Origin of the sequence: Brevundimonas balnearis (assembly GCF_042434805.1) — a bacterium.
Taxonomy (GTDB): Bacteria; Pseudomonadota; Alphaproteobacteria; order Caulobacterales; family Caulobacteraceae; genus Brevundimonas; species Brevundimonas balnearis.
Genome location: NZ_JBHLSW010000005.1, coordinates 195,075 through 220,241, shown reverse-complemented (window position 1 = coordinate 220,241; position 25,167 = coordinate 195,075). Strand labels below are relative to the sequence as shown.

Below are 25,167 nucleotides of genomic sequence, written 5' to 3'. Positions count from 1 at the left end.
CGCACGCTTCCGCGAACTGCTCCGATCGTGCCGCCTTATCCCCGCGACGGCGTGAGGACGGCTTCTGCGTCTCCGCCAGGACGATCAGCGTCCTGGTTTGACACAGGAGACCATCATGCAGACTCTCTTCGACGCTTGGAGTGACTTCCGCTTCATCCCGGCCGCAGATTTCGCAGACGACGCGCGCGCGGTTCCGGACCACGAGGGCCTTTACCTCCTCTGCTTCAGCGAGAGCAGTGGACTCCCGGCTCGGGCTCGTGAGGTGGCCGGGAGGCACTCCGAACAACCCGAGGAACGTAGCGTCGTCTACATCGGATGCTCGAACTCCAACATCCGCGCTCGCCTGGACTGCCACCTCCTCAACACCGCGTGGGTTTCCTGCTTCCGCAAGACGACAGGGCTCTTGATGCGCGACGCGCTGGGTCTTCAACCCCGCTCCGGAGCGGACGGCGGTCGCAACTGGGCGTTTGGATATGAGGGGGAGGCGATCCTCACCGACTGGATGCTGTCGGATGCGCTGATCGGCTTTCGAATTTCCGACGACCCACTTGGCGAGGAGCGGGAGCTGATCCAGCGGGTCGATCCGATCCTGAACATCGAAGGCCGCCGTCGAACTGCGGAAGGACGCCGGCTGATCTCCCTGCTCCAGACGGCTCGGGCTCCCCGGATCAAGCGCCGCCCGAACCGGGTCGGGCTCCGCTCCTTGTCCGGCGAGTGTTGACATAAGATGTTGAACTGGAATGATATCTTGACGACACCTGCGAATCTTCAGCAGGTGCCATCAGCACTATGGAAGTGCTCGATTCCCTCCCCCGTCTGATTTCGATCTCGGAAGTCGCCCAGCAGCTCGGCGTCTCCGATGGTGCGGTCCGCAACCTGATCGCGGACCGCCGGATCGAATACGTCCAGATCGGCAAGCGGCGCATGGTCCCGCGCCAGGCAATCGACCGCTTCGTCTCCTCACTGTGGAGCCTGTCCCATGCCCCGCGCCGGAGCCGGTCCGCGCCTTGTCCCCTTCGCCAAGCGCGGCGGGACCTTCTACATCGTCTGGTCCGAGAAGGGACGCTCGCGAGAGCGGAGCACTGGCACGCGCGATCGCAGAGAGGCTGAAATCGCCCTTGCCCAGTTCCTCCTCTCTCGCCCGGGGATCGGCCCCGTTGAGCCAGATCGCTATCTGATCACGGACGCGCTCGCTGAATACGCCCTGGATCGGGCGGACAAGGTGATGGATCGGATCAGGCTGGCCGGAGCGGTCCTGAAGTTGACGGACTTCTTTGAGGGTCGCCGTGTGTCGGAGGTCAGTCCCTCCAGTTGCCGCGCCTATGTGAAGTGGAGAAACCGGGCCGCCGGGACGGCACGTCGCGAGCTGACCGTCCTGCGGGCCGCCATCAATCACGCCCATGGCACTGGACGCCTGACCCGCATGGTGCCGGTTGAACTCCCGGCGCCGCCACCAAGCCGGACCCGTTGGCTCAAGAGGGAAGAAGCGGCGCGCCTTCTGAAGGCGGCCTGTGCGAGTCCGAAGGCGCGGCTTCACCTCCCGCTTTTCATCCTGATTGGCCTCTACAGCGGGCAGCGAAAGGAGGCGATCCTGTCGCTGCGCTGGTCGCAGATCGATCTCAAGAACGGGCTGATGGATTTCCGCACGCCCGGCCGGAAGGAGACGAAGAAAAAGCGCTCCTACACGCAGATTCCGCCTCGGCTGCTCTGCCATCTTCGTAACGCTAGAAAGCGGGGCTCGGCGGACGGACCGGTGATCCACATCGGAGGCAAGCCGGTCGCGGACATCAAGACGGCGTTCCGGGCGGCCTGCCGTCGGGCTGGCCTCAATGGCGTCACGCCGCACACGCTTAGGCACACCAGTGCGACCTGGCTGATGCAGGCTGGCGTTCCCAAGTGGGAAGCCGCTGGTTTCCTCGCGATGTCGCTAGAGACCCTCGAAAAGACCTACGGGCATCACCACCCGGACCATCACGCTTTGGCGGCGATCAGCTTCTCGCGAAAGGAAGGCAGCAACACCCCGAGGAATGCCGCGTAGTTCGTCTCGGACCGCCGCCACAGTTCCGGGTGGCGCAGATCATAACAAGCACTATGATCCTCCCAGTTGGAGGGCGGCATGGACGGAGATATCCGGAAGAGCGACCGGGGCGGCAACACCGCCTATCTGAACATCGGCGCGTGGTATGAGGAGGCCACCGGCCAGATTCACCTCACCCTGCCCCGTTCGGGATGGTTCCACACCACGGTCAATGCCCAGGCCGGCAGCATCCGCTGTCACAAGAATCTCTATGACAAACTCGCTCGGGCTCTGCGCGAGGCCGGTGTTCCCGCGCCTCCGGAAGCCGACCCGGAAGAGTCATAGGGCTGTCCGCGCCTTGTCCGCGCAAACCCTCGGAACTTTCGATTTCATCGGCGGTGCAAGCCCCGTTGAACTAGCGAAAAGCCAGCCAGATCAACGAACGTCGGATGCACCACCTTCCTCCGAAGGCAAAGGTCACACGTTCGAATCGTGTCGGGTGCGCCATTTCTCCATACGCCTCCATGAGCCCGCGTCGTCGGATGACCGTCGGGCGGGCGACGTCGCTCAGGCGGACGTGTCGGTGGGAACCGCCCCCCCCCCGACGGCTCCGCCTCCCTCACGAGGCTCATCAGCAGGCCGGCGCTGATCGCGAGGCCGGCGAGGATGAACATCAGCAGGCCGTATCCGCCGTAGGTGATCACGCCGTACGCCAGCGCGGGCCCGACGATCGACGGCAGGGTGTTTGTCAGGTTGAGCACGCCCAGATCACGGCCCCGGCGCGTCGGGGACGGCAGCAGACGCATCACATAGGTCTGTTGCAGCGCCAGGAAGACGGCCTGGACCACGACGAACAGTACATAGCCGGGCGCGGCGACGCGCCACGACGGCGCGAGGGCCATGATCAGCAGCGCCAGGGTCGCCGCGGCCGCCAGGGCCTGGAGCACTGTCCTGCGCGCCTTGAACCGGTCGCTGATCACCCCCAGGGCGATCGAGGTCGGCGCCGTCAGGACAGCGGCGACGCCGAGGATCGTCGCCAGTCTCGCCGCCACCGCCTCGGCCGGCAGCGGTCCGCCGCCCGAGTTCAGGGTTTCGAAATAGTAGAGGGCGAAGGCGAACAACACCCCGCCCGCGATCTGGACGAAGAAGCGCGCCAGCCAGACGGCTACGAGGTTGCCGCGGTCGTGCGGGCGGGCGGCGCGGGCGGCCGCCTCGTCCACGGCGGCCGGCGCGGGCCTGGCGAACAGGAGGAAGGGCGTGATCGTCACGGCGGCGGCGAGGAACGCGGTGATGAAGCGGGCCCCGCCCTCGGGCGCGGCGATGACCAGAACGCCCGACAGCGCGCCGAGGGGATAGGCGGCGCCCATCAGTCCGCCCAGCCGCCCCTTCTGCGCGTCCGGCGCCTCGTCCGCCGCGAGCGCGGCCAGGGGCGAGAGCATGAGATTGAGCGCGGCCTGGAAGGCCATCACGGCGAGGAGGGTCTGAAGCAGCGTGTGGCTGGCCGCGACGCCGGCGTAGGCGGCGCCCGTGGCCAGAAGACCGGCCCAGATGAGGGGGCGCCGGCCCCAGCGTGGGTGGCGCCATCGGTCGCTGAGATGACCGGCCAGGATGTTGGCCGCGCTGGCCGTCACCGCGCCGACGACGGTCACCAGGCTGAGCGCGGCGACCTTCTGCCCCGGATCAAGCCCCAGTTTGAGCGGCAGCAGGAGGGTCAGCAGCGGGGTGTAGGCGATGACGCCGCCGCCCCAGGCGAGGGCGTAAAGGATCAGCCACAGGTGTGAGCGCGACGACGTCGTCACGAGCGCGGCGGCGCGGACGAGCCGCGCACCGCCAGGCCGAACGGCACGACCACCGAGGTCGGCAGGTGATCGACGTTGGCCGTGGCGCGGATCAGCAGATCCGCGGCGGCGCGCGTCATCTCGGCGATGGGTTGGACCACAGCGGTCATGGGAGGGCGGCTGAACCGCACCACGGGGGTGTCGTCGAAGCTGACGATCGACAGATCGTGCGGGACCTGCAGCCCCCGCGCCGCCGCCACGGTCTGCGCGGCGAGCGCCATCTGATCGTTGCTGGCCAAGATCGCCGTCGGCGGCTCGGCCAGAGCCAGCAGCGTCGCCGTGGCGCGCTCGCCGGACTCGAAGGTGAAGTCGCCGTCGCCCTCCAGCGCGGGGTCCAGCGGCAGCCCCCGATCCTCGTGCGCCCGCCGCCAGCCTTCGCGTCGCACCGCCGAGACCGCGTATTCGTCGCTGCCGGTGATGAAGCCGATCCGCCTGTGGCCCAGGTCGAGCAGGTGCTCCACGGCCACCTGGGCGGCCAGCGCCTCGTTCATGGATATCGCGAAGCCGTCGCCCGGCGTCTCCGAACACAGGCGCGCGAACGGCAAGCCCAGCCGGACCAGGAGCCCGGTGATCTGGGGATTGTCCGAATGCGGCGGCGTCAGGATCAGGCCGTCGGGCCTGAGCGCGGAGATGGCGGCCTGCACCTCGCGCTCCACATGCGCGGAGTGGGTGTCGATCAGTTCGAAGATCATGTGGTAGCCGGATTCCGCGCAGCGCAGCATTCCGCCCATCAGCATCTGATCGACCCAGTCGGCGCCCTGCCCCGACGTCCAGGCCTCGATGGTCCGGTCCCGGTCGTTCAGGGCCATCAGCAGGAAGGAGCGGTTGCCGCCCATGCGGCGCGCGGCGAGACTGGGCACATAGCCCAGCTTGGCGACGGCGGCCTCGACGCGCTCGATCACCGCCGGCCGGACGTTTGGCCCCTTGTTGATGACACGGGACACGGTCTGGAGCGAGACGCCGGCCTCGGCGGCCACATGCTTGATGGTGACGGCGCGACGCACGACCTGTTCAGCCCCCGCAATGAGCTCGCATTCTGTCAGGCTCGGCCGTTCGTCGGCAAGCCGACATGTCCCCGGCGGCTCATGCGACCCGCGCCGGCGGGGCCGGCGGGGCCGCGGCGCAGTGCCGGGCGATGAAGTCGCCGTGCGAACCCAGTCGCGCGACCAGCTCCGCCAGGCCGGCGCGGGCGCGGTCCAGCTCGCCGGGCACGCGCTCGAACGGCAGCCGGTCCACGAGCGGATGCCAGCCCCGCGGCGTCACCCCCATGCCGTCCAGGACCGACTGCCAGTTCACGTCGCGGAACAGGGCGTCCAGCCCCTCGACGAGGGCGCCGTTGACCTTGAAGAGATCGATCTTGCGCTGCAGCTCCGGCGGCAGCTCCATCGTTCGCACGGTCCGCCAGAAGTCGGTGTCGTCCCGCCGCGTGGTGCAGTAGTGCAGGATGATGAAGTCGCGGATCTCCTCGTAATCCGCGCGCATGCGGCGGTTGTACTCCTCCGCCAGCGCAGGGTCGCAGTCGGCGTCGGGCAGGTAGCGGAAGAAGAAGTCCATGCCACGATAGATCAGATGGATCGCGGTCGACTCCAGCGGCTCGATGAAGCCCGCGGCCAGACCGATCGACAGCACGTTCCTGTCCCAGATGCGCTCTCGCACGCCGGTCTTGAACGGCACGGTCATGGGCTGGGTGACCAGCGGCCCCTCGACCTGGGAGAGCAGGACGGCCGTGGCCTCGTCGTCCGACATATGGGCGCTGGAGAAGACGTGGCCGTTGCCCGCCCGGTGCTGCAGCGGGATGCGCCAGCGCCAGCCGCAGGCCTGGGCATGGGCCAGGGTGTAGGGCGGCGGCGGCCCGACGTTCTCGGTCTGCACCGCGATCGCCCGGTCGCACAGCAGCCAGTGGGACCAGTCCTCGAAACCGACGCCCAGAGCCTTGCCGATCAGCAGGGCGCGAAAGCCCGAACAGTCGATGAAGAAGTCGGCCTCCACGGTCCTGCCGTCCCTGAGGCGCAGCCGCTCGACGAATCCGTCCGGTCGGGTCTGGACCTCCTCCACGACGCCCTCCGTGCGCCTGACGCCGCGCGCCTCGGCGAAGGCGCGAAGGAACCGGGCGACCAGCTTGGCGTCGACGTGCAGGGCGTAGCTGGCGACCGACAAGGGGGTGTTCGGCGCCTTGTGCGGCAGGGTGAACCGGCCCTCACGCGCCATGACGCTGGCGGGGCCGAAATCCTGGAACGGGTGGGCGTAGCCGTGGGCCCGCGCCTTCAGCCAGACCTGGTAGAAATCCGACAGGCCGACCGGCGCCCCGACCTCGCCGAAGGGGTGGAAGTAGCGCTCGCCCTTCTCGGACCAGTCCCGGAACTCGATGCCCAGCTTGAAGCTGGCCTGCGTCTCGCGAACGAACTCCTGCTCGTTGACGCCCAGCTTGGCCAGAAGCTGCAGGAACGGCGGCACGGTGGACTCGCCGACGCCGATGGTGCCGATGTCGTCGGACTCCACCAGCTCGATGTCGAAGAGCCGGCCCTTGAAATGCTCGGCCATGACCGCGGCGGCGATCCAGCCCGCCGTGCCGCCGCCGACCACGCAGACCTTCTTGAGGGGACGTCGCTCCATCGTCATGCCGCCGTCTGGTTGTCGAGGGGGTCTAGAAACGCCGCGTGCGGCGGGGCGGTGGAGACCGCCCGGGCCACGGTCGCGCGAAGGGCCGTGAGGCTGGCCGAGAGACGGTCCGGATCGATGCCGTCCACGGCCGGATCGATCGCGCGGGGATAGCGGCCCATGCCGTCGTAGATCGCCAGCCAGCTCGCCGGATGGAACATCTCCCAGCGGTAGCGCACGAACTCTCCCCGGGCGTCCCATACCCCGAGCTTCCGCAACAGGGTCTCCGGCGGTTCGACGGCGCGGGCGTCGCGCCAGAACGGCTCGTCGCGACGGTTCAGCAGATAGTGCAACACGATGAAGTCGCGCACGCGCTCCATCTCCTCCGCTGTCTGGTCATTGAACTCGTCGCGCAGCGCCGGGTCGATCACCCGGTCCGGAAAGACGCTCGCCAGCCGCTCGATCGCCGTCTCGATCAGGGCGATGGAGGTCGATTCCAAGGGCTCCAGGAAGCCGGCCGACAGACCCACGGCGACGCAGTTGCCGACCCAGGCCCTGCGGCGGCGGCCGGGCCTGAACCCGATGCGCCGGGGCTCGGCGAGGGGCTCCCCGGGGAGCTCGCGCATCAGGTCGGCGCGGGCGTCCTCGTCCGACTGATGCCGGCTGGAGAAGACCAGACCATTGCCCGCGCGGTGGCGCAGCGGGATGCCCCAACGCCAGCCGGCGGCGCGCGCCGTCACGCGCGTATAGGGGACGGGCGCCCGGCCCGCCGCGTTCCGGGTCTGGACGGCATAGGCCGCGTCGCACAGCAGCCACCGGCCCCAGTCCTCGTAGGGCTCGCCCAGCGCCTCGCTGATCACCAGACCCCGGAAGCCGGAGCAGTCGATGAAGAGGTCGCCGTCGATCTCTCGCCCGTCCGCCAGGGCGAGACCGCGGACGTCGCCCTCGGGCGTGAGGCGGACCTGGGCGATACGGGCGTCGACGCGTTCGCAGCCGCCGGCCTCCGCGAAGGCGCGCAGGTGCTGGGCGAACAGGCTCGCATCCAGGTGCAGCGCCCAGTCGAACACCGACAGGCTGGACGGCGGATTGGGCGACGGCAGGGTGAAGCGACCGGCTTCCGCCATGGACGCGCCGAGGCTGTAGGCCGCGAGCGGCGCGTCCGAACCCCGGGCCCGATCCGCCAGCCAGAAGTGGTGGAAACCGACGCCGTCGAGGTCCTGTCCGTAGAGACCGAAGGGATGCAGGAAGGCGGCCCCGTCGCCGGTCCAGCCCTCGAAGCGGATGCCGAGCTTGCAGGTCGCCTGGGTGGCGCGCATCACCTCGGCGTCGCTCATGCCGAGACGCGCATAGAAGCGGCGGATGGTGGGGATCGTCGCCTCCCCCACCCCGATCGTGCCGATGTCGGAGGACTCCACCAGGGTGATGCGCATCGGCGCGCCGCGGAAGCGCCGCGTCAGGGCGGCGGCCGTCATCCACCCGGCGGTGCCCCCGCCGACGATGACCACCCGTCCGATACGCGCCTCAGCCGACATGGGCCCACTCTGCACCGCCCGGCCCTCCCGAAAAAGTCGGCCGGCGGAGCGAACCCCGCCGGCCAGTCGCTCAGGAAGGTGATCTAGAAGCGGGCGCGAACGCCCACCGAGTAACGGGGCTCGAACTGGTTGCGCGAGTGGAACTGCTCCGCCCCCTCTTCGAACTCGAGGTAGTACTCCTCGATCTCGCCCAGCACGTTGGAGCCGTTGAAGTAGACCGCCACGTCCTCGGTCAGCTCATAGGTGACGTTGACGTCCAGGTACTGCGCCGTGTCCTGATAGATCGGGATCTGGCCGAAGGTGCTCGACAGGCGCGGCGTGCGGTAGTTGTAGGCCAGGCGCGCCTGCAGCCGGTCGTCCTGGTACCAGACGGCGGCGTTGAACGAATACTTCGAGTTGTCCTGGAACGGCAGGTCCTCGCCCGACAGGTTCTGGGCGTTCTGCGAGCTGTCCGAATAGGTGAAGCTGCCGTCGAAGCCGAAGTTGGACCAGAGGCCGCCGTCGATCAGGAAGTCGCTGAGCGCGATCTTGGCCCCGACCTCGACGCCCTGCAGCTCGCCGCCGTCGCCCTGGACTGGACGGTTGACCGGCACCGTCCGGCGGATCACGCCGTCCTGGTCGGGGAACTGGCCGTCCAGCACGGTGGCGCGGGTGACGAAGCTGTCGATGTTCAGGCGGAACAGCGCCACGTTGAACAGCGTCCCCTGGCCCAGATAGTACTCCAGGCTGAGGTCGTAGTTGTCCGACCGCCACGGATCGAGGTCCGGGTTGCCGTTGGCGGTGGCGCCGGTCACCTGGCGCACCCCGACCGGCGAGGCGTTGGGATTGTCCGGCGTCGGCCCGACCGAGTCCGCAGTCTGGATCGTCACGCCGCCGCCGTAGTTGCCGAGATCCAGCGGGATCATCGTCTTGGCGAAGGCGAAGCGCAGCCGAAGCCGGTCGTTGAAGTCATACGCCAGGTTCACCGACGGCAGATAGTCGTAGTAGCTGCGCGTGGCGAAGGTGTCGCCGACGTCCTGGTTGGTGTCGCCATAGTTGCGGGTCTCGCCCGTCAGGTTCTGACGCACGTCCAGCTCGGTGCGGATGACCTTCAGCCCGATGTCGCCGCTGAGGGCGCCGAAGCCGATGTTGGAGTTCAGGTAGAAGCTGCTCTCCTGCAGGCCGACGTCGTAGGTGTTGCCCGGAATGATGACCCGGTAGGCGCTGCCGAACACCCGTTCCTGGAACGCCACCACGTCGTCGAAATCACGCGGATCGACGACCCAGACCCCCGGGAGGCCCTGGGTGATCGAGCCGTAGTCGTCGAGGAAATAGACGTTGTTGTGGTCGGTCAGCTTGGTTGGGCGGTTGACGGTATAGCCCTGGAAGCAGGTCGGGGTGTTCGCCGCCGCGCCGTCGCCGCAGTTGCCGGGCGTCGTCCCGACCGGCAGGGCCGGATTGAAGGCGGGGTTCGAGACGAACTCGCCGGCGCGGCACTGGTTCTGGTTCATGACCACGTCGATGGCCTTCCACTGAACCGAACAACCGTTGGCGTCTGACGCCCCGTTGCCGCCGTAGAAGTCCGAGAACAGGTGGAAGTTCTCGATCTCGACCTCTCGGTTCGAGAAGCGGCCGCCGACGTCGATGCGGTTGATGAAGCCGAGCATCGGCGCCTCGAACTCGTAGGACCCGTCAAGCCGCGCCACGTCCAGCGTGGACTCGTTCGCCTGGTTGCCTTCCGACGAGAAGGCCGCGACCGCGTAACTGTCGAGGTTGGCCATGTAGTCGGTCAGCGTCGCCCCGGCGCCGAGGCCGCCCGAGATCGGACGGTCGAACTGGCTCCACACCGTCCTCGAACCGCCGATGTTCAGATGGACCAGCGGGTCCTCGCCGTAGCCCAGCGGGTTCGGGTTGACGTAGCGGCCGCCGTTGGAGCCGACGACCCCGTTCGAATACTGTCCCGGATACATCGCGGCGATGTTGGCGGGGTAGAACGGGCCGCGCGTGCGGTCGTTGGGGTCGCGGAACAGGGTGAACTGCCGGTCCGGGGAGTACTGCCAGTTCGACAGGTCGCCCTGCACCTGGCCGTTCATGCTGAGCAGAGACGCGTCGGCGTGGATCGCCCGCACCGAGAAGCTGAACGGGCCGCCCTTGTCGTATTCCAGCTCGAGGTTGACGTTGGTCGACTCATTCTCGGTCGCGCGGTTCACGGTGAACGAGTTCATCCACCAGACGTCGAGATCGTATTCGGTGACGTCGAGCCAGGGCTGGCCGTTGGAGCCGTTCACGCCCGTCTCGGTAAAGGCGGTCGGCGTCGTCCATCCCAGCGCGCTCCAGCGGTTGGAGATGTTCAGGCCGGCGGCTCGGTTGTACTCTTCCTGCTTGGTGTAGAAGACCTCGGCCGTCAGGGTCAGCCCGTCCTCGATGTCCCACTGGAAGGCGCCGTTGACGCCGAGGCGCTGACGCTCCACCACCCGGTTGAAGCTCTCGTAGCCGTGCGGCGCGATCCAGTTCGGCCCGCCGCCGCCCCAGTCGTTGTTGCCGAAGACGCCGCCGCCGACGCCGGAATAGTTGTTGCCGAGGTTGGACTCGCTGACCACGGCCGCGGCCATCACGCCGAAGCGCTCGCCGCGCCAGTTGGCCAGGGCGTTGAACAGATAGTCGTCCTCACGGGTCCGCTCGCCGGTCGCGTACTCCGTGGTGGTCGCCAGGGTGGTCCCGTAGCCGAAGTCGAACGGCCGGCGGGTGCGCAGGTCGATCGTGCCCGAAATGCCCGACAGCGCGTTGCGCGGGTCCATCGACTTGAACACGACCAGCGAGTTCATCAGCTGGGAGGGCACGTCGTTGAGGTTCGGCTGGGCCGAGCCCAGGTTGCCGGGACTCAGATACTGCTCGCCGTTCAGCAGGGTGACGACCTGGGGCAGGCTTCGGATGTTGACGGTGGCGCCCTCGCCCGCGTTGCGCTGGATCTGGATGCCGGCGATGCGCTGCAGCGCATCGGCCACGGTCACGTCCGGCAGCTTGCCGATGTCCTCGGCCGAGATCGCGTCGACGATGGCGACGGTGTCGCGCTTGATGTCGATCGCCTGCTCCTGCGAGGCGCGGATGCCGGTGATGACGATCTCCTCGACCTCGGTCGCCGGATCCTGCGCCCAGGCCGGGGCCGCCAGGGCGGCCGACGCCAGCGCCGTGGTCGCCAGCAGGGCGCGGGCACGAGCGATGCGATGCATGGTCATTTGGTCTTCTCCCTCCCTTTGCGCCGTCGTGCGACGCGTCCCCGGGCGGGGAACGATCAGGATCGGAGCGCCGGCCGCACGGGCGCGGACGCGCGTCGCCGAGGCGAAACGCGTGTGCGGATCTCGGATGAGACGCCGCGACCTGGACTCCTACCCTGAAGGTCTTTCCGCCTTCTCATTGTAACTCAGCACGATTTGAGAGCGTTCACAATAACGTTCTCAACCTTTTCCGCCCCGTCCGCCGTCGCGGAGCGAACACCATTTGTTTCACTGGGCCGGACAGACGCGGGGGCCGGTGTCCGGCCCCAGCTGGATTTCCGCGAGCGACACGGTCGCCGGGGCGGTCGCGGCCAGGCTGAACGGCGTCTCCAACGCGTCGGAAGGTTCCGCGGTCAGGCAGTTCAGCCGCACCCGGTACTCGCGCCATTCACCGACCGGCCCGGCCCCCAGCGCGTCGGTCGCGTCCCAGCGGGCGCGACCGTAGCCGAGCGTGAGCCGCCCCTGCGGTCGCGCGTCGATGCGGTAGCGGAAGGTCAGCGCCAGATCGCCATTGACCTCGCGCCGCAGATCGACCGGCGGCCCCCAGATGGAGGCCGTCGCCGGACCCGCGAAGACGAACTGGCGAGCGCTTTCCTGGGCCCGGTCGTCGACCGGGGCCACGACCACGCCGTTCCGGGGGCTGGCCCCGCGCGAGGCGTCCTCGCCCAGGCGTTGCTGACCCCCTTCATCCTGCAGGATCAGCGACCAGGGCGACGGCACGCGGCCGTTGACCAGATAGGCGTCGGCGCCCCCGGCGGCCGAGGCCACGCCGGACTCCTCCGACAGGGGGCCCACCTCGCCCGGCGCCGCGTAGCTCAGCCCGTAACCATAGGCGAACAGCGGATCGTAAACCGGCTGGCCGACGTTCAGCGGTTCGCCCGTGGCGTCCTTGGGCCAGCTGAAGGACAGCACGCCCTTGAAATCGTGGCGCGGCGCGCCCGCCGCGTCGCCGATCAGCACGTCGGCGATTCCCCCGCCCTCGGTGCCCGGCAACCAGGCGGCCACGAAGGCGTCCGACGCGTTGATCTCCGGGTTCACCCACATGGGCCGGCCGGACAGGAACACCGACACGGTCGGGATTCCTTCGGCCTGAAGTCGGCGCAGGATCGCCAGCGGCTCCTCCGGCTCGAAGTCGACGGTGCGGAGATCACCCAGGAACTCCGCATAGGGCTGCTCGCCGAAGACCACGATGGCGACGTCCGGCTTGGTCCCGTAGGTTCCGTCAGCGCTGAGCTCGGCGGATCCCCCGGCTTCCGTCACCGCCGCGTTGAGGCCCGCCCAGATCGACTGGCCGTTGGGGAAGTCGGCGTTGGTGTTGCCGGTGCCTTGCCAGCTGAGCGTCCAGCCGCCGGCCGCCTGGCCGATGTCGTCCGCCGCCGCGCCGGCGACCAGCACACGCGCCCCGCCGGCGATCGGCAGGACGCCGCCCTCGTTCTTGAGGAGGACCAGGCTTTCGCGCACCGCCTGGCGGGCGAGGGCGCGGTGCTCGGGCGAACCGAGCAGCTCCATGCGTCCTTCGACGGGCCGTGCCTCGCGGAAGACGCCGGCCTTGACCTTGGCGCGCAGGATGCGCCGCACGGCGTCGTCCAGTCGCGCCATGCTGATCTCGCCCGAACGCACCTGGGCGAGCGTGTTCTCGTAGAGCGGTCGCCAGCTGTCCGGAGCCATGAACATGTCGATGCCGGCGTTGAAGGCCAGCGCGCAGCTTTCGTTGGTGCAGCCCGGCAGCTGACCGTGGGCGTTCCAGTCGGACACGACGAACCCATCGAAGCCCAGCGGCCCGTGCAGGACGTCGCGCAACAGCGTCGGATTGCCCGAGTGCTTGACGCCGTTCCAGCTGGAGAAGCTGGCCATGATCGACAGCACCCCGGCGTCAATCGCCTGGATGTAGCCGCCCAGATGGACGTCGATCAGCTCCCGCTCGGTCCCGGTGAAATCGCCCTGGTCCCGCCCGCCCTCGGTGCCCCCGTCCGCCAGATAGTGTTTGGCCGAGCCGGCGATGCGCCCGGGCGCCAGGGGGCCGTCGGCGCTGAGCTCGCCCTGAAGGCCGAGGGTCAGAGGGCCCGCGTAGGCGCGCTGCACCTCAGGATCCTCGGAATAGCCCTCATAAGCGCGGCCCCAGCGATCGTCCCGCGGAACCGCGAGCGTCGGGCCGAACGTCCAGTCAGCGCCCGTCGCCGCCACTTCCAGCGCCGTGGCCACGCCGATGCGGTGGATCAGTTCCGGATTGCGGGTCGCGCCCAAACCGATGTTGTGCGGGAAGATGGTGGCCCCGACCGCGTTGTTGTGCCCGTGGACGGCGTCGATGCCGAAGATCAGCGGCACCTTGGCGCCCGGGCGCGCCTGGACCGCCGCGCGGAACTCGCGCGCCAGCCGCACCCACTCCATCGGGTCCCCGCGCTCCTCGCCGTAGGGTCCGGAGTTGCCGCCGGCGAGCACGGAGCCCAGCGGATAGGTGAGCAGGTCCTGCGGCGAGATCGAGCCGATATCGGCCTGGATGGTCTGCCCGACCTTCTCCTCGACCGTCATGCGGCTCATCAGCTCGGTGACGAAGGCCTCGGTCTCCGCATCGCTCATCGCGTCCGGCGAGGCGGCGCGGGGCCAATTCGCCGGGTCCGCGCGGGCCGCCTCGGGAATCTCGATCGACTGGGCGAAGGCCGGGGCGCAGAGCGCCGCCGCGAGAACTAGGGCGAGGGCCGAGGTCGAAGCACGCATGGATATCTCCGCGACAGGATCGCGGGCGCGAGCGCGAGGCGAGACGCCGCCCCGATCAAGGATCACGGGCTTGGCCAGACCTGGGTCGTCGGCGTTTCATCCTCGAGGTCTACGCCCCTTGAAGACGACCTAAGCACGGCTTGAGAGCGTTCACAACCGCCTGGCGCCGAGATCGGCGATCCGAGGCCTCCCGGCTCATCGCACCTCGCGCGCGCTCAGGTGCGCCACCGCGAGCAGCAGCGCCACCACTCCGAGACCGGCCCCGAGCCCCAGCGCGGTCTGAACGCGCCAGGCCTCCGTGGCGAGCATGTTGATCGGCATCTGCCAGGGAAAGAACACCCCTGCCCGCGCTGTCGTGGCGACGACGGAGAAGAAGGTTCCCCCGATTCCCACCGCGAGGGCGGGCACGAAGCTGGAGAAACGCAGGGCGATCCAGAACTGGATGGCTACCAGCAGCAGGCCCGCCAGCCAGATCTTGCCGACCGTGACGAGCTGCGCCGTGACGCTGAGGTCGCCGCTCGCCGCGACGACGGACTTGACCTCGCCGGCCAGGATCACCGCCCCGACGCTGACCGCCAGGTTGAGCACGCTCATCAGGGCGACGAGTCCGAGCACACAGATCGCCTTCGCGGCGTAGATGGTCCAGCGCGGGCGCGGCAGGGCGCGCAGATGGTCCCAGGCCTTGGGGCCGTGCTCCATGTGAGCCACGAGCGCGGTCAGGGCGGTGACGCTCATCGGCAGCATGAAGAAAGCCCAGATGGCCGAGGCCCCGCTTAGCCACATGTCCCACGGCATGGGGGCTCTGCCCCGGAGCATGTTGAAGAAGGTGAAGATGCCGATCAGCGTCGGCGCGGCGATCGCGAGCAGAAGCGCCAGCGAGCGGTTGAGCTTGCGGATTTCCACGTACAGCGCGGCGAGCATCAGACGATCTCCTCGCGGTCGGACGCCGCCGCCCGCCGATAGATTCCCTCGAGCGAGGCCGCACGGGCCCCGATGGCGAAGACGCCGATGGCGGCCGCGACCAGAGCCCGGGTCAGTTCGGCCGTCGTCCGGTCGTGATCCGCTCCAGGTCGAAGGCCGGCGACCAGGCCTTCGGCCCCGTCGGACACCGTGAGGTCGTGACGCCGGAGGATCTCGGCCGCCCGGACCGGATCGTCGACCCGCAGCGCGATCTCCGGCGCCTGGTCGGCCTTCAGACGCGCGAGATCGCCCTCAAGCACGAGCCGCCCTCGATGCACGACGCCCACGTGGGTGGCGGTCTGTTCGATCTCGCCCAGCAGATGGCTGGAAAGCAGCACCGTCGCGCCCGTTCTCTCCGGCAGCGACTTGAGGAACCGCCGCATGTCGGCGATGCCGTCCGGGTCCAGGCCGTTGGTGGGCTCGTCGAGGATCAGCACCGGGGGCGCGCCCAGCATCGCTCGCGCCAGTCCCAGCCGCTGCCGCATGCCGAGCGAATAGTCCGAGACCCGACGCCGGGCGTCCCCGGCCATATCGACCACCTCCAGCACCCGATCGATCTCGGTCCTCGGCAGATCGAGCAGGATGCGCGTGAGCTCCAGATTCTCGCGCCCCGAAAGGTTGCCGTAGAAGCCGTGCGCCTCCAGCAGAGCCCCGACCCTGCGCGCGGCCGCCAGACGGTCCGCGGCCACATCCACCCCGTCGATCACGGCCCGGCCCGACGTCGGCCTGAGAAGGCCGAGCAGCATTTTGAGCGTCGTGGTCTTGCCCGCCCCATTGGGCCCGAGGAAGCCGTACACGGCGCCTGTCGGAGCCGTGAGCGACACGCCGTCGACGGCTGCTCGCGCGCCGAACCGCCGCGTCAGTCCCTGCGTCTCGATCGCCGCCATCGCCGCCTCTTGTTTAACTCTTATATAAAGCTTGCGGTCGCGGTTGCTTTAAGTCAAGATTAAAGAAAAGACATCTCGGAAACCCCATGAGCCAAAGCGACCTCGCCCGTTTCCGCATCCTGTGCGGCCAGTTCCGAAGGCTGGCGATCTTCATGGTCATCAGCGTCGGAGCGCTGCTGGCGCTGGTGCATCTGGTGTTTCCCGCCATGATGACGGTCCGCGAGGGCGCGCCTCCAGCGGGATGGCTGGGCGGCGTGCTGTTCGCATCCCCGGCCGTCTTCTATCTCTTCGGCGTCTGGTCGATCGGGCGGGCCATGGGTGAGCTGGCGCGCGGCCGCCTGATCCAGCCCACGCTGTCGGGCGCGCTGCGCAGGGTCGGACTGGCGCTCGGGATCGGCGGCGTGACCAGCGTCTTCGTCGTCACCAACCTGACCCGCCTGATCGAGGGCGGACGCGGCGGCTTTCTGCACTTCGACGTGGCCGGCATGACGCTCGGCATGATCGGCGGCGCCCTCTTCCTGCTTGGGCGTGTGATGGACCAGGCGGGCCGGGTCCAGGCCGAGCTGGACGAGATGATCTGATGCCCGTTCGCGTGACCCTGGACGCCCTCATCACGCGCAAGGGCCTGAAGGCCAAGGACCTGGCCCAGACCGTCGGCCTGTCGGAGACCCAGCTGTCGCTGTTCAGGTCCGGCAAGGTGAAGGGCATCCGCTTCCGCACGCTCGCGCGCCTGTGCGCCGCCCTCGACTGCAAGCCGGGAGACCTTCTCGACTACGACTTCGACGCGGACGACCTCCGGGCGGATCAGGAGGTCGACTAGAGATGGCTCAGGCCGCCGCCTCGCCCTGTTCGTCGGCGTATTTGATCGAGCAGCCGTAGGGCTGGGCGAAGGGCGTGGCCACCGGACGGCCGGCGGCGTGATCGGCCAGCGCCGCGCGCACGAAGTTGGTGGCGCCTTCCAGATCCTCCGGCCGGTTCGTCGGGCGGTCGTCGATGCCGCCGGTGAAGATGATCCGGCCCTCCTCGTCGATCACCCGCATGTCGGGCGTCGTCACCGCGCCATAGGCCCGGCCGGTCTCTCCGGTGGGATCGAGCAGCAGGTGGGTGAAGCCGGCGGAGTACTCGTCCTTCCAGCCGGTGGCGTCCGCGCCCTCGACATAGCCCTGCTGACCCGGCGCGGAGGAGATGATGGTCAGCCAGACGACCCCGTCCTCGACCGCCTCGCGCTGCAGGGCCTGCATGGCGCCCGCGCCATAGTGCTTTCGCACATAGGGGCAGTCTTCGTTGGTCCACTCCAGCACCACCACGCGCCCGCGGAAATCCGACAGAGAGACCTCCTGGCCTTCGGCGTTGACCAGGGTGAACTCCGGAGCGGCCTGGGCTTGGCTCTGCCCGGCCTCGGCGGTCTCGGTCGGCTCGGCGGGCTGTTCCGCCGGCTGGCCGCAGGCGGCGAGGGCGAAGGTGGAGGCGGCGATCAGGCAAAAGGCGCGAAGTCTCATGGTCGGTCTCCTGTGCTGAAGGCGGAACTCAGGCGGCGGGCGTGGCCTCTCTCAGGGCGTCGGCGACCACGCCGGGGGTGAGCAGCTGGGGCAGGATGCGCGGCTCGGTCTCTCCTGGCGCGTAGAGCAGATAGAGCGGAACGCCGCTGCGGCCGTGACGCTCCAGTTCGCGCGCGATGACGTCGTCACGCAGCGTCCAGTCGCCGACCATGTAGACGGCGTCCGCCTCGGCCAGGGCGTCCCGGGTGGAGGCCGTCGCCAGGGCGACGCGCTCGTTGATCTTGCAGGTGACGCACCAGTCGGCTGTGAAATTGACCAGCACCGGCCGTCCTTCCGCGAGGGCGGCCTGGACGGCCTCCGGCGACCAGGGCTGGGAAGCCAGGGCGCCCGATGTGGGATCCGCACCGGGGAGGACGGGCGCCTGGGCCGCGCGCACGGCGGCTACGCCGAGCCCCGCCGCGAGAAGGAGGGCGAGGCCGGCCGCGACCGCCGACGAAAAGGCGCCCCGCCCCTCCATCCGGGCGGCCTGGCGCCAGCCCCACAGCAGGGCGGCGAGCGCCAGCAGCAGGGCGGCGACGAACAGCAGGCCCAGCGCGTCCAGCCCCGCCTGACGGGCGAACACCCAGGCCAGCCAGCCGGCGGCGCCGTACATGGGCAGGGCCAGGATGGCCTTGAGCCGGCCCATCCACGGGCCGGGGCGCGGCAGGCGGCTCAGCAGTCCCGGCGACAGGCTGACCGCCAGATAGGGCAGCGCCAGACCCAGCCCCAGCATCAGGAACACCGCCGCCGCCATCGGCGCGGGCATGACCAGCGCGGCGCCCAGGGCCACGGCCATGAAGGGCGCGGTGCAGGGCGCGGCCACCACCACCGCCAGCACGCCGGTGAAGAAGGCTCCCGCCCCGCCCGGCAGGCGCGACAGCCGTCCGCCGGCGCCTTGCGCGGCGAGGCCCACCTCGAACAGGCCCGACAGGTTCAGCGCCACCGCCAGCATCAGCAGGGCCAGCGTCGCGATCACAGCCGGCGACTGCAGCTGGAACCCCCAGCCGATCGCCTGGCCCGCCGCCCGGAGCGCGATCAGGACCAGCGCGAGGATCAGGAAGGTCGCCAGCACCCCGGCCAGGAAGGCCAGCCCGTCGCGTCGCGCCTCGACCCGGTCATGGGCGGCCGCCGACAGGGACGCCGCCTTCATCGCCAGCACAGGGAAGACGCAGGGCATCAGGTTCAGGATCAGCCCGCCCAGGAGCGCGAACAGCGCCGCCTGGAGGAACGCCGCGATCCCCCCCTCTGACGGCAGGGCGGCCCCGGTCACCCCGGCGAGCGGCTCGCCCACCTCGGCCGTGATCTGCCAGGCGCCGTCGGGCGTGGCGAGAACGCCTGCAATCGGACCGGTCAGTCCGCCGGCCAGGATCGCGCGCCCGGCGGGAATGGTCAGGCCCAGACCCGCCTCGCCGCGCGTCAGGGTCTGCTCGGCCGGATGGTCGATCACCCCGCCCTCGAACGGAAAGAAATAGACGTCGCGCCCGCCCAGCGCCTCGACCTCGGCGCCCGTCACGGTCAAGAGCAGCGCCTCGCCTTGGCGCGTGACTCGCGCCTGGAGGTCGGCGGGCCGCGGGGCCTGTTCGACCACCCTCTGGATGGCGGCGCCGTGCCGGGCGTCCAGCGGCGGCTGATCGGCGGCCACCGGCAGGGCCAGGGTCAACGTCATCTCGTCGGGGACGCACATCTCGTCGCTGCAGACCATGAACAGGGCGTCCACGGACAGGCGCAGAATCTCGCCGGGCGCGACGGCCGCCGGCACCTCGATCGGCACGGGCAGATAGACCTCGTCCGAATAGCCGTAGTTCATGAGGTCCTGCAGCCGCTGCCGCTCCGGCAGGGGCCAGACGATGTCGCCCGCCGACAGCCCGTCCGGCAGGGTCCAGTCCAGGGTGGTGGGCCCGCCGGAATCGCCGGGATTGCGCCAATAGGTATGCCAGCCGGGCTTGATGTCCTGGCGCACCGCCACGATGACGGTGGAGCCGGGCGTGGCCCAGGCGGTCATCGGGGTGAGTTCGGCGGCGATCCGCTCGGTCCGCTGGATTTGCGCCGCCGCGCCGAACGCGGTCGCCAGCCAGGCGATGAGGATGAGGACGAGGCTCGACAGCGGACGCACGGGCGGGCGGGTCTCCCGACGGAAAGCGGAGGCGGACCCTAGCGACTGAGGGGCGGGGCGCAAGCCGGAGGCGAACCGGTGCGACTCCGTCACGCTCGCATGCAGGCCCTTGACTCCAGCTTAGAGCGGAGTCCGTTATGAGAACAAATGTGGAACAAAAGGGACGAGCTGGAACGCCTGCGCGACCGTCTTTCGGCGGCGCCGTCGCGCGCGGGCGCGCCGGGTCGGCGCCTGTCGCTCGGCTGGGCGGAGATCGACGGGCATCTGGGCGGCGGACTGAAGCGCGGCGCGGTGCATGAGATCTTCGCCGAGGCGGGCGGGGAGGCCCAGAGCGCGGACGGTTTCGCCCTGGGCCTGGCGCTTCGGCTTCAGGCGCCCGCCCTGGTGTGGGCGGTGGAGCGTCGCGCCCTGCCCGAGACCGGCCTGCCCTATGGCGCCGGCCTGAAGGACTGGGGCCTGGACCCGGCCGCCCTGATCCTGGTCCAGGTCCGGGACGCGAGCCAGCTGCTGGCCGCCGGCGAGGAGGCGCTGGCCAGCGGCGCGGCGCCCGCCGTGATCCTCAGCGGCTGGGGCGAGGCGAAGGCCCTGACCCTGACCGCCAGCCGACGCCTGGCCTTCGCGGCGCAGAAAGGACGCGCCACCTGTTTTTTCGTGCGCGCCGGGGTGGACCCGGCGCCCAGCGCGGCCGAGACCCGGTGGTCGGTGGCCGCCGCACCGTCCCAGCCGCTGGACGCCCGCGCCCCCGGCCGCCCCGCCTTCACGGCGTCGCTCCAGCGCAGCCGGGCCGGCGCCCCGCCCCGCAGCTGGATCCTGGAGTGGGATCGTGAGACGCGATCGTTCGCCCCGCCGGCGGCATCTGGCGGTCTGGTTTCCCTTCCTCGCCACAGACCGGCTGGCGCGGGAGCGGGCGGCGTCGAGCGCGCCGCCTGACCCGGCCGGCCCGCCTGTCGTCCTGATCGACAAGGATCGCGGCGCGCTGAGGATCGCCGCCGCCGACGCCGCCGCCCTGGCGCTGGGCCTGGGGCCGGGCGTGACCCTGGCCGACGCCCGCGCCCGCGTGCCAGAGCTGGACGCACGGCCGCTGGACGCGAACGCCGACGCGGCCCTGCTGAAGACGCTCCTGATCGACTTCGGCCGCTTCACGCCGATGATCGCGCCCGATCCGCCCTGGGGGCTGAGCCTGGACGTGACCGGCTGCACCCATCTGTTCGGCGGCGAGGCGGGGCTGGTCACGGCGGTGAAGGCGCGCGCCGAAGCCTTTGGGCTGACCGCCCGCGTCGCCATGGCCCGCACGCCGGAGACGGCCCGCGCGCTCTGCCGCTTCGGTCCCGGCGGGATCACGCCCGAAGGCAAGGACGCCGAGGTCGCCGGCCGCCTGCCCGTCGCGGCGCTGGAGCTGAAAGCAACCGATCACCAGGCGATCCGCCGCGCGGGCCTGGTCACGGTGGCGGAGGTGGACGCCCGCGCCCGCGACGCGCTGGCCGCCCGGTTCGGCGCGGACTTCCCCGACCGGCTGGACCGGCTGATGGGCCGTATCGACGTCAGGATCAGCCCGGCGCGCCCGGCCCCGCCCGTGCGGGTCGACCGGGTCCTGTTCGAGCCCATCACCGAAGCCGAACAGGTCGAGACGGTGCTGGCGGACCTGCTGACCGATCTGGAGCGGGCGCTGGAGGCGCGCGGCCTGGGCGCCCGGCGTCTGGTCCTGACGCTGTATCGCGTGGACGGCGCGGCGCGGCGGGTGGCGCTGACGACCGCCCGCGCCGCGAGGAAGGCGGGCCCCTTCCTGAAGCTGTGGCGCGAGCGGCTGGCGGCCCTGTCGCGACCGCTGGACCCCGGCTTCGGCTACGACCACCTCAGGCTCGCGGCCGAGGCGACCGAGCCCCTGTCGCCGGAGCAGGCGGGGCTGGACCGGCCGCCGGATCACGCCGCGGACCTGTCGGACCTGATCGACCGGCTGAGCGCGCGGCTGGGACCGGACGCGGTGCTGCGGGTCGAGCCGGTGGCGTCCCACCTGCCTGAGCGCGCCTGTCGCCTGACGCCCGCGCAAGGCGGCGGGGCGACCGACGAGACCTGGCCCGATCCGCCCGAGGACGGCGGCCCTCCGGCCCGGCCGCTGCACCTGTTCGACCCGCCCCAGCCGATCGAGGCCATCGCCCTGGCTCCCGACAGCCCGCCCGCGCGCTTCCGCTGGCGCCGGGTGGACCACCGTGTCGCCCGCGCCGAGGGGCCCGAGCGGATCGAGGCGGAGTGGTGGCGACGTCGCGAGCGGGTGCGCGACTATTACCGCGTCGAGGACGAGCAGGGCCGCCGCTTCTGGCTGTTCCGGGCCGGCGGCTACGGCGGCGATCCCCCGCCGCGCTGGTATCTGCACGGCCTGTTCGCATGAGCGCGCCCGACTATGCGGAGCTGGTGGCGGCCTCGAACTTCTCGTTCCTGAGGGGCTGCTCCCACCCCAAGACCATGGTGCTGACCGCCGTCCTGCGCGGCCATGTCGGGCTGGGGCTGGCGGACCGGAACACGGTGGCGGGCGTGGTCAGGGCCTGGAGCGCGCTCCGGCAGCTGCGCGAGGACGGCTGGTCGCCGCCCGAGAAGGTGAGGGACGGCGGCTCGCCCGGCGAGATCGCCTGGCGCGAGGACCCGCTGAACGATCCGGCCCTGTCGGACCTGGTCAAGGCCCGCGCCAAGGCCTTTCGCCTTCTGACCGGGGCGCGGCTGGTGTTCGAGGACGGGGCGCCGGACGTGGTGGCCTATCCTGAGGACCGGGCTGGATGGGGGCGGCTGACCCGTCTGCTGACGCTGGGCAATCGCCGGGCGAAGAAGGGCGAGTGCCGTCTCAGGTTCGACGACCTGATCGCCCACGCCGACGACCTGTTGCTGATCGTCGTTCCGCCCCGGCGGCTGGAGGGGCTTCAGGCGCGGCTGAGGACGCTGCACGCCGCCCGGCCGGGCGCGGTCTGGCTGGGCGCGGCCATGCACCGGCGGGGCGACGACCGGCGGCGGCTGGCCGGGCTGAAGCGGATGGCGGAGGCCGCGGGGACGCCGCTTCTGGCCATGAACGACGCCCTCTATCACGACCCGGCCGAGCGCGACCTCCAGGACGTTCTGACCTGCATCCGCGAGGGGGTGAGCATCGACCGGGCGGGCCGACGCCTGCTCGCCAACGCCGAGCGCCACCTGAAGTCCCCCGAGGAGATGGCGCGCCTGTTCGCCGACGCGCCCGAGGCGATCGCGGAGACCCGGAACCTGCTCGCCCGCTCCATCTTCGACCTGGACCAGCTGCGCTATGAGTATCCCGAGGAGCCGATCCCGCCGGGCGAGACGCCGCAGGGCTGGCTTGAGACCCTGGTCGCCCAGCACGCGCCGGTCCGCTATCCCGACGGGGTGCCCGCCAGGGTCCAGGCGACGCTCGACAAGGAGCTGGCCTTCATCGCCGAGCGCAACCTGGCCCCCTACTTCCTGACCATCCACGACATCGTCCGGGTGGCCGAGGACAAGCGCATCCTGTGCCAGGGACGCGGCTCGGCGGCCAATTCGGCGGTCTGTTTCGTGCTGGGCATCACCAGCGTGGACCCGGCCGCCCACGACCTCCTGTTCGAGCGCTTCCTGTCGGCGGACCGCAACGAGCCGCCCGACATCGACGTCGACTTCGAGCACGAGCGGCGCGAGGAGATCATCCAGCACATCTATGACCGCTATGGCCGCGAACGGGCGGGCATCGCCGCCACGGTGATCCGCTATCGGCCCCGCAGCGCCATCCGCGAGGTCGGCAAGGCGCTGGGCCTGACCGAGGACGTCACCGCGCGGCTGGCCTCGACCCAGTGGGGCAGCTGGGGCGCCTCCATCCCCGACGTCCTGATCGAACAGGCGGGCATGGACCCGAACAACCCCATGATCCGCCGCGCGCTGGACATGGCCGGACGCATCCTCGGTTTCCCGCGCCACCTCTCCCAGCACGTGGGCGGCTTCATCCTGACGCGCGGGCGGCTGGACGAGCTGGTCCCGGTCGGCAACGCCGCCATGCCGGACCGCACCTTCATCGAGTGGGACAAGGACGACATCGACGAGCTGGGCCTGATGAAGGTCGATGTGCTGGCGTTGGGCATGCTGACCTGCATCCGGAAGGCGCTGGACCTGATGCGGGACCATCAGGGCGTCGACCTTCAGCTGCACACTGTCCCGGCCGAGCAGGCCGATGTCTACGACATGCTGTGCAAGGGCGACTCCATCGGCGTCTTCCAGGTGGAGAGCCGGGCCCAGATCAACATGCTGCCGCGCCTGAGGCCGCGCGAGTTCTACGATCTGGTGATCCAGGTGGCGATCGTCCGGCCGGGGCCGATCCAGGGCGACATGGTCCACCCCTATCTGCGCCGCCGCTCGGGCAAGGAGGAGGTGGTCTACGCCAGACCCGGCCCGCCGCACGACCCGGACGAGCTGAAGAAGGTGCTGCACCGGACGCTGGGGGTGCCTCTGTTCCAGGAGCAGGCGATGAAGGTCGCCATGGTGGCCGCGGAGTTCAGCGACCGGGAGGCGAACGGCCTGCGGAAGGCCATGGGCACCTTCCGGGGCGACGGAACGCTGCACACCTACGAGGACCGCATGGTCGGCCGCATGATCGCGCGGGGCTACGACCCCGACTTCGCCCGGCGCTGCTTCGAACAGATCAAGGGCTTCGGCTCCTATGGTTTCCCCGAGAGCCACGCGGCCAGCTTCGGGCGACTGGTCTATGTGTCCAGCTACATCAAGCGCCGGCACCCGGCGGCGTTCGCCTGCGCGCTCCTGAACAGCCAGCCGATGGGCTTCTACGCCCCGGCCCAGATCGTGCGGGACGCCCAGGAGCACGGGGTCGAGGTCCGCGCCATCGACGTCAACCTGTCAGGCTGGGACAACAGGCTGGAAGGTCCCGCCGACGCGCCCGAGCTCAGGCTCGGCTTTCGCCAGATCGACGGTTTCCGCCAGGACTGGGCCGAGGCCCTGGTCGCGGCCCGAACCCGCGCCTTCGACACGGTGGAGGGCCTGATGCGCCGCGCGCGCCTGCCGGTCGCGGCCCTGAGAAAGCTGGCCGACGCCGACGCCTTCCGCTCCCTGGGGCTGGATCGGCGCGACGCCCTGTGGGCCGTCCGGCGGCTGCCCGACGACGACCCCCTGCCCCTGTTCGCCGCCGCCGACGCGCGCGAGCTGGGAGAGGAGGCGGACGCGGAGCTGCCGAAGATGGCCCTGGGCGAACATGTGGCGGCCGACTACCAGACCACGCGCCTCAGCCTGAAGGGGCACCCCATGGGCATGCTCCGGCCCGTGTTCCGCGCCGAGGGGTTCCTCAGCTGCGCCGAGATGTCGGCGAAGCGGTCGGGCGCGCGGGTGCGCACCGCGGGCGTGGCCCTGGTCCGTCAGCGACCCGGCAACGGCAAGGCCATCTTCATCACCATCGAGGACGAGACCGGGGTGGCCAACCTGGTCCTGTGGGTCCCGACCTTCGAGGCGCACCGCCGCGTGGTCATGGCCGCCCGCGTGCTGGCGGTCGAAGGCGTCGTTGAAAAGAGCCCCGAGGGCGTCGTCCACCTGATGGCCCAGCGCCTGTGGGACCGCACCGACGAGCTGAACCGCCTGTCGCCGGACCACACGCCGGTGATCCAGCTGTCGGGCGCCGACGAGTTCATCAAGCCCCAGCATCCCCGGAACCTGCGCGTCCTGCCCGGCTCCCGGGACTTTCACTGAGGG

Annotated in this window: 18 protein-coding genes and 1 pseudogene; 9 read left to right on the top strand and 10 right to left on the bottom strand. The window is 70.2% G+C overall.

Features of this window, described 5'->3' with window-relative positions; translation table 11 throughout:
• The first annotated feature begins 115 nt into the window (after nucleotides 1–115).
• From ACFFGE_RS08175 to ACFFGE_RS08160, 4 genes and pseudogenes are all read left to right on the top strand, one after another.
• Nucleotides 116–721 carry a GIY-YIG nuclease family protein gene (locus tag ACFFGE_RS08175; protein WP_376835823.1) on the top strand — a complete coding sequence of 202 codons (606 nt, stop codon included), beginning with the start codon at nucleotides 116–118 and terminating at the stop codon, nucleotides 719–721.
• 68 nt (nucleotides 722–789) lie between these two features.
• Nucleotides 790–948: pseudogene (locus tag ACFFGE_RS08170) on the top strand (excisionase family DNA-binding protein); the annotation flags it as partial.
• A 31-nt stretch (nucleotides 949–979) separates the two neighbouring features.
• Entirely contained in the window at nucleotides 980–2,038 is a 1,059-nt protein-coding gene (locus tag ACFFGE_RS08165) for a site-specific integrase (protein ID WP_376835822.1), read from the top strand.
• Between the two features lie 78 nt (nucleotides 2,039–2,116).
• Nucleotides 2,117–2,362, top strand: a complete 246-nt coding sequence (locus ACFFGE_RS08160; protein ID WP_376835821.1) for a hypothetical protein — start codon at nucleotides 2,117–2,119, stop codon at nucleotides 2,360–2,362.
• A gap of 44 nt (nucleotides 2,363–2,406) precedes the next feature.
• On the opposite strand, the gene ACFFGE_RS08155 is transcribed toward ACFFGE_RS08160, so the two are convergent.
• The 8 genes from ACFFGE_RS08155 to ACFFGE_RS08120 all read right to left on the bottom strand — a co-directional run bounded on the left by ACFFGE_RS08155 (nucleotide 2,407) and on the right by ACFFGE_RS08120 (nucleotide 15,801).
• A complete protein-coding gene (locus ACFFGE_RS08155) occupies nucleotides 2,407–3,816 on the bottom strand; it encodes an MFS transporter (protein ID WP_376835820.1) in 1,410 nt (469 codons plus the stop codon).
• On the bottom strand, nucleotides 3,813–4,859 hold the full coding sequence (locus tag ACFFGE_RS08150) for a LacI family DNA-binding transcriptional regulator (RefSeq protein WP_376835819.1): 1,047 nt from the start codon (nucleotides 4,857–4,859) through the stop codon (nucleotides 3,813–3,815). The genes ACFFGE_RS08155 and ACFFGE_RS08150 overlap by 4 nt, the downstream gene beginning before the upstream one ends.
• Before the next feature lie 79 nt (nucleotides 4,860–4,938).
• Nucleotides 4,939–6,468, bottom strand: coding sequence for a tryptophan halogenase family protein (locus ACFFGE_RS08145; protein WP_376835818.1), 1,530 nt, complete (start codon nucleotides 6,466–6,468; stop codon nucleotides 4,939–4,941).
• A gap of 2 nt (nucleotides 6,469–6,470) precedes the next feature.
• Nucleotides 6,471–7,985 carry a tryptophan halogenase family protein gene (locus ACFFGE_RS08140; protein ID WP_376835817.1) on the bottom strand — a complete coding sequence of 505 codons (1,515 nt, stop codon included), beginning with the start codon at nucleotides 7,983–7,985 and terminating at the stop codon, nucleotides 6,471–6,473.
• Between the two features lie 83 nt (nucleotides 7,986–8,068).
• Nucleotides 8,069–11,200, bottom strand: a complete 3,132-nt coding sequence (locus ACFFGE_RS08135) for a TonB-dependent receptor (RefSeq protein ID WP_376835816.1) — start codon at nucleotides 11,198–11,200, stop codon at nucleotides 8,069–8,071.
• Nucleotides 11,201–11,467: 267 nt separating this feature from the next.
• The gene (locus ACFFGE_RS08130; RefSeq protein ID WP_376835815.1) at nucleotides 11,468–13,954 is read right to left on the bottom strand and encodes a glycoside hydrolase family 3 protein; all 2,487 of its coding nucleotides are present in this window, start codon (nucleotides 13,952–13,954) and stop codon (nucleotides 11,468–11,470) included.
• Nucleotides 13,955–14,149: 195 nt separating this feature from the next.
• A complete protein-coding gene (locus tag ACFFGE_RS08125; protein WP_376835814.1) occupies nucleotides 14,150–14,875 on the bottom strand; it encodes an ABC transporter permease in 726 nt (241 codons plus the stop codon).
• The gene (locus ACFFGE_RS08120; RefSeq protein WP_376835813.1) at nucleotides 14,875–15,801 is read right to left on the bottom strand and encodes an ABC transporter ATP-binding protein; all 927 of its coding nucleotides are present in this window, start codon (nucleotides 15,799–15,801) and stop codon (nucleotides 14,875–14,877) included. The genes ACFFGE_RS08125 and ACFFGE_RS08120 overlap by 1 nt, the downstream gene beginning before the upstream one ends.
• Nucleotides 15,802–15,887: 86 nt before the next feature.
• Here ACFFGE_RS08120 and ACFFGE_RS08115 point away from each other — a divergent pair, with 86 nt between their 5' ends.
• Together ACFFGE_RS08115 and ACFFGE_RS08110 are read left to right on the top strand one after the other, a co-directional pair.
• The gene (locus tag ACFFGE_RS08115; protein WP_376835812.1) at nucleotides 15,888–16,382 is read left to right on the top strand and encodes a DUF2975 domain-containing protein; all 495 of its coding nucleotides are present in this window, start codon (nucleotides 15,888–15,890) and stop codon (nucleotides 16,380–16,382) included.
• The gene (locus ACFFGE_RS08110; RefSeq protein WP_376835811.1) at nucleotides 16,382–16,621 is read left to right on the top strand and encodes a helix-turn-helix domain-containing protein; all 240 of its coding nucleotides are present in this window, start codon (nucleotides 16,382–16,384) and stop codon (nucleotides 16,619–16,621) included. The genes ACFFGE_RS08115 and ACFFGE_RS08110 overlap by 1 nt, the downstream gene beginning before the upstream one ends.
• Before the next feature lie 7 nt (nucleotides 16,622–16,628).
• Here the strand turns inward: ACFFGE_RS08110 and ACFFGE_RS08105 are convergent, their stop codons facing one another.
• On the bottom strand, nucleotides 16,629–17,300 hold the full coding sequence (locus ACFFGE_RS08105; RefSeq protein WP_376835810.1) for a redoxin domain-containing protein: 672 nt from the start codon (nucleotides 17,298–17,300) through the stop codon (nucleotides 16,629–16,631).
• Between the two features lie 28 nt (nucleotides 17,301–17,328).
• Entirely contained in the window at nucleotides 17,329–19,452 is a 2,124-nt protein-coding gene (locus ACFFGE_RS08100; protein ID WP_376835809.1) for a protein-disulfide reductase DsbD family protein, read from the bottom strand.
• Nucleotides 19,453–19,599: 147 nt separating this feature from the next.
• Here ACFFGE_RS08100 and ACFFGE_RS08095 point away from each other — a divergent pair, with 147 nt between their 5' ends.
• From ACFFGE_RS08095 to ACFFGE_RS08085, 3 genes are read left to right on the top strand one after another with little or no spacing between them, the layout of a single operon-like run.
• Nucleotides 19,600–20,382, top strand: a complete 783-nt coding sequence (locus ACFFGE_RS08095) for an ImuA family protein (RefSeq protein ID WP_376835808.1) — start codon at nucleotides 19,600–19,602, stop codon at nucleotides 20,380–20,382.
• Entirely contained in the window at nucleotides 20,276–21,838 is a 1,563-nt protein-coding gene (locus ACFFGE_RS08090; RefSeq protein WP_376835807.1) for a Y-family DNA polymerase, read from the top strand. The genes ACFFGE_RS08095 and ACFFGE_RS08090 overlap by 107 nt, the downstream gene beginning before the upstream one ends.
• Nucleotides 21,835–25,164 (top strand): error-prone DNA polymerase, encoded by a 3,330-nt coding sequence (locus ACFFGE_RS08085; RefSeq protein WP_376835806.1) that lies wholly within the window; start codon nucleotides 21,835–21,837, stop codon nucleotides 25,162–25,164. Before ACFFGE_RS08090 ends, ACFFGE_RS08085 begins: the two co-directional genes overlap by 4 nt.
• Nucleotides 25,165–25,167: the final 3 nt, after the last annotated feature.

What these genes read in the sequence shown, in the direction of transcription:
- ACFFGE_RS08175 (WP_376835823.1), top strand. Translation starts at nt 116, where the DNA reads ATGCAGACTCTCTTCGACGCTTGGAGTGACTTCCGCTTCATCCCGGCC.
- ACFFGE_RS08165 (WP_376835822.1), top strand. Translation starts at nt 980, where the DNA reads ATGCCCCGCGCCGGAGCCGGTCCGCGCCTTGTCCCCTTCGCCAAGCGC.
- ACFFGE_RS08160 (WP_376835821.1), top strand. Translation starts at nt 2,117, where the DNA reads ATGGACGGAGATATCCGGAAGAGCGACCGGGGCGGCAACACCGCCTAT.
- ACFFGE_RS08145 (WP_376835818.1), bottom strand. Translation starts at nt 6,468, where the DNA reads ATGGAGCGACGTCCCCTCAAGAAGGTCTGCGTGGTCGGCGGCGGCACG.
- ACFFGE_RS08140 (WP_376835817.1), bottom strand. Translation starts at nt 7,985, where the DNA reads ATGTCGGCTGAGGCGCGTATCGGACGGGTGGTCATCGTCGGCGGGGGC.
- ACFFGE_RS08135 (WP_376835816.1), bottom strand. Translation starts at nt 11,200, where the DNA reads ATGACCATGCATCGCATCGCTCGTGCCCGCGCCCTGCTGGCGACCACG.
- ACFFGE_RS08130 (WP_376835815.1), bottom strand. Translation starts at nt 13,954, where the DNA reads ATGCGTGCTTCGACCTCGGCCCTCGCCCTAGTTCTCGCGGCGGCGCTC.
- ACFFGE_RS08125 (WP_376835814.1), bottom strand. Translation starts at nt 14,875, where the DNA reads ATGCTCGCCGCGCTGTACGTGGAAATCCGCAAGCTCAACCGCTCGCTG.
- ACFFGE_RS08120 (WP_376835813.1), bottom strand. Translation starts at nt 15,801, where the DNA reads ATGGCGGCGATCGAGACGCAGGGACTGACGCGGCGGTTCGGCGCGCGA.
- ACFFGE_RS08115 (WP_376835812.1), top strand. Translation starts at nt 15,888, where the DNA reads ATGAGCCAAAGCGACCTCGCCCGTTTCCGCATCCTGTGCGGCCAGTTC.
- ACFFGE_RS08110 (WP_376835811.1), top strand. Translation starts at nt 16,382, where the DNA reads ATGCCCGTTCGCGTGACCCTGGACGCCCTCATCACGCGCAAGGGCCTG.
- ACFFGE_RS08105 (WP_376835810.1), bottom strand. Translation starts at nt 17,300, where the DNA reads ATGAGACTTCGCGCCTTTTGCCTGATCGCCGCCTCCACCTTCGCCCTC.
- ACFFGE_RS08095 (WP_376835808.1), top strand. Translation starts at nt 19,600, where the DNA reads ATGTGGAACAAAAGGGACGAGCTGGAACGCCTGCGCGACCGTCTTTCG.
- ACFFGE_RS08085 (WP_376835806.1), top strand. Translation starts at nt 21,835, where the DNA reads ATGAGCGCGCCCGACTATGCGGAGCTGGTGGCGGCCTCGAACTTCTCG.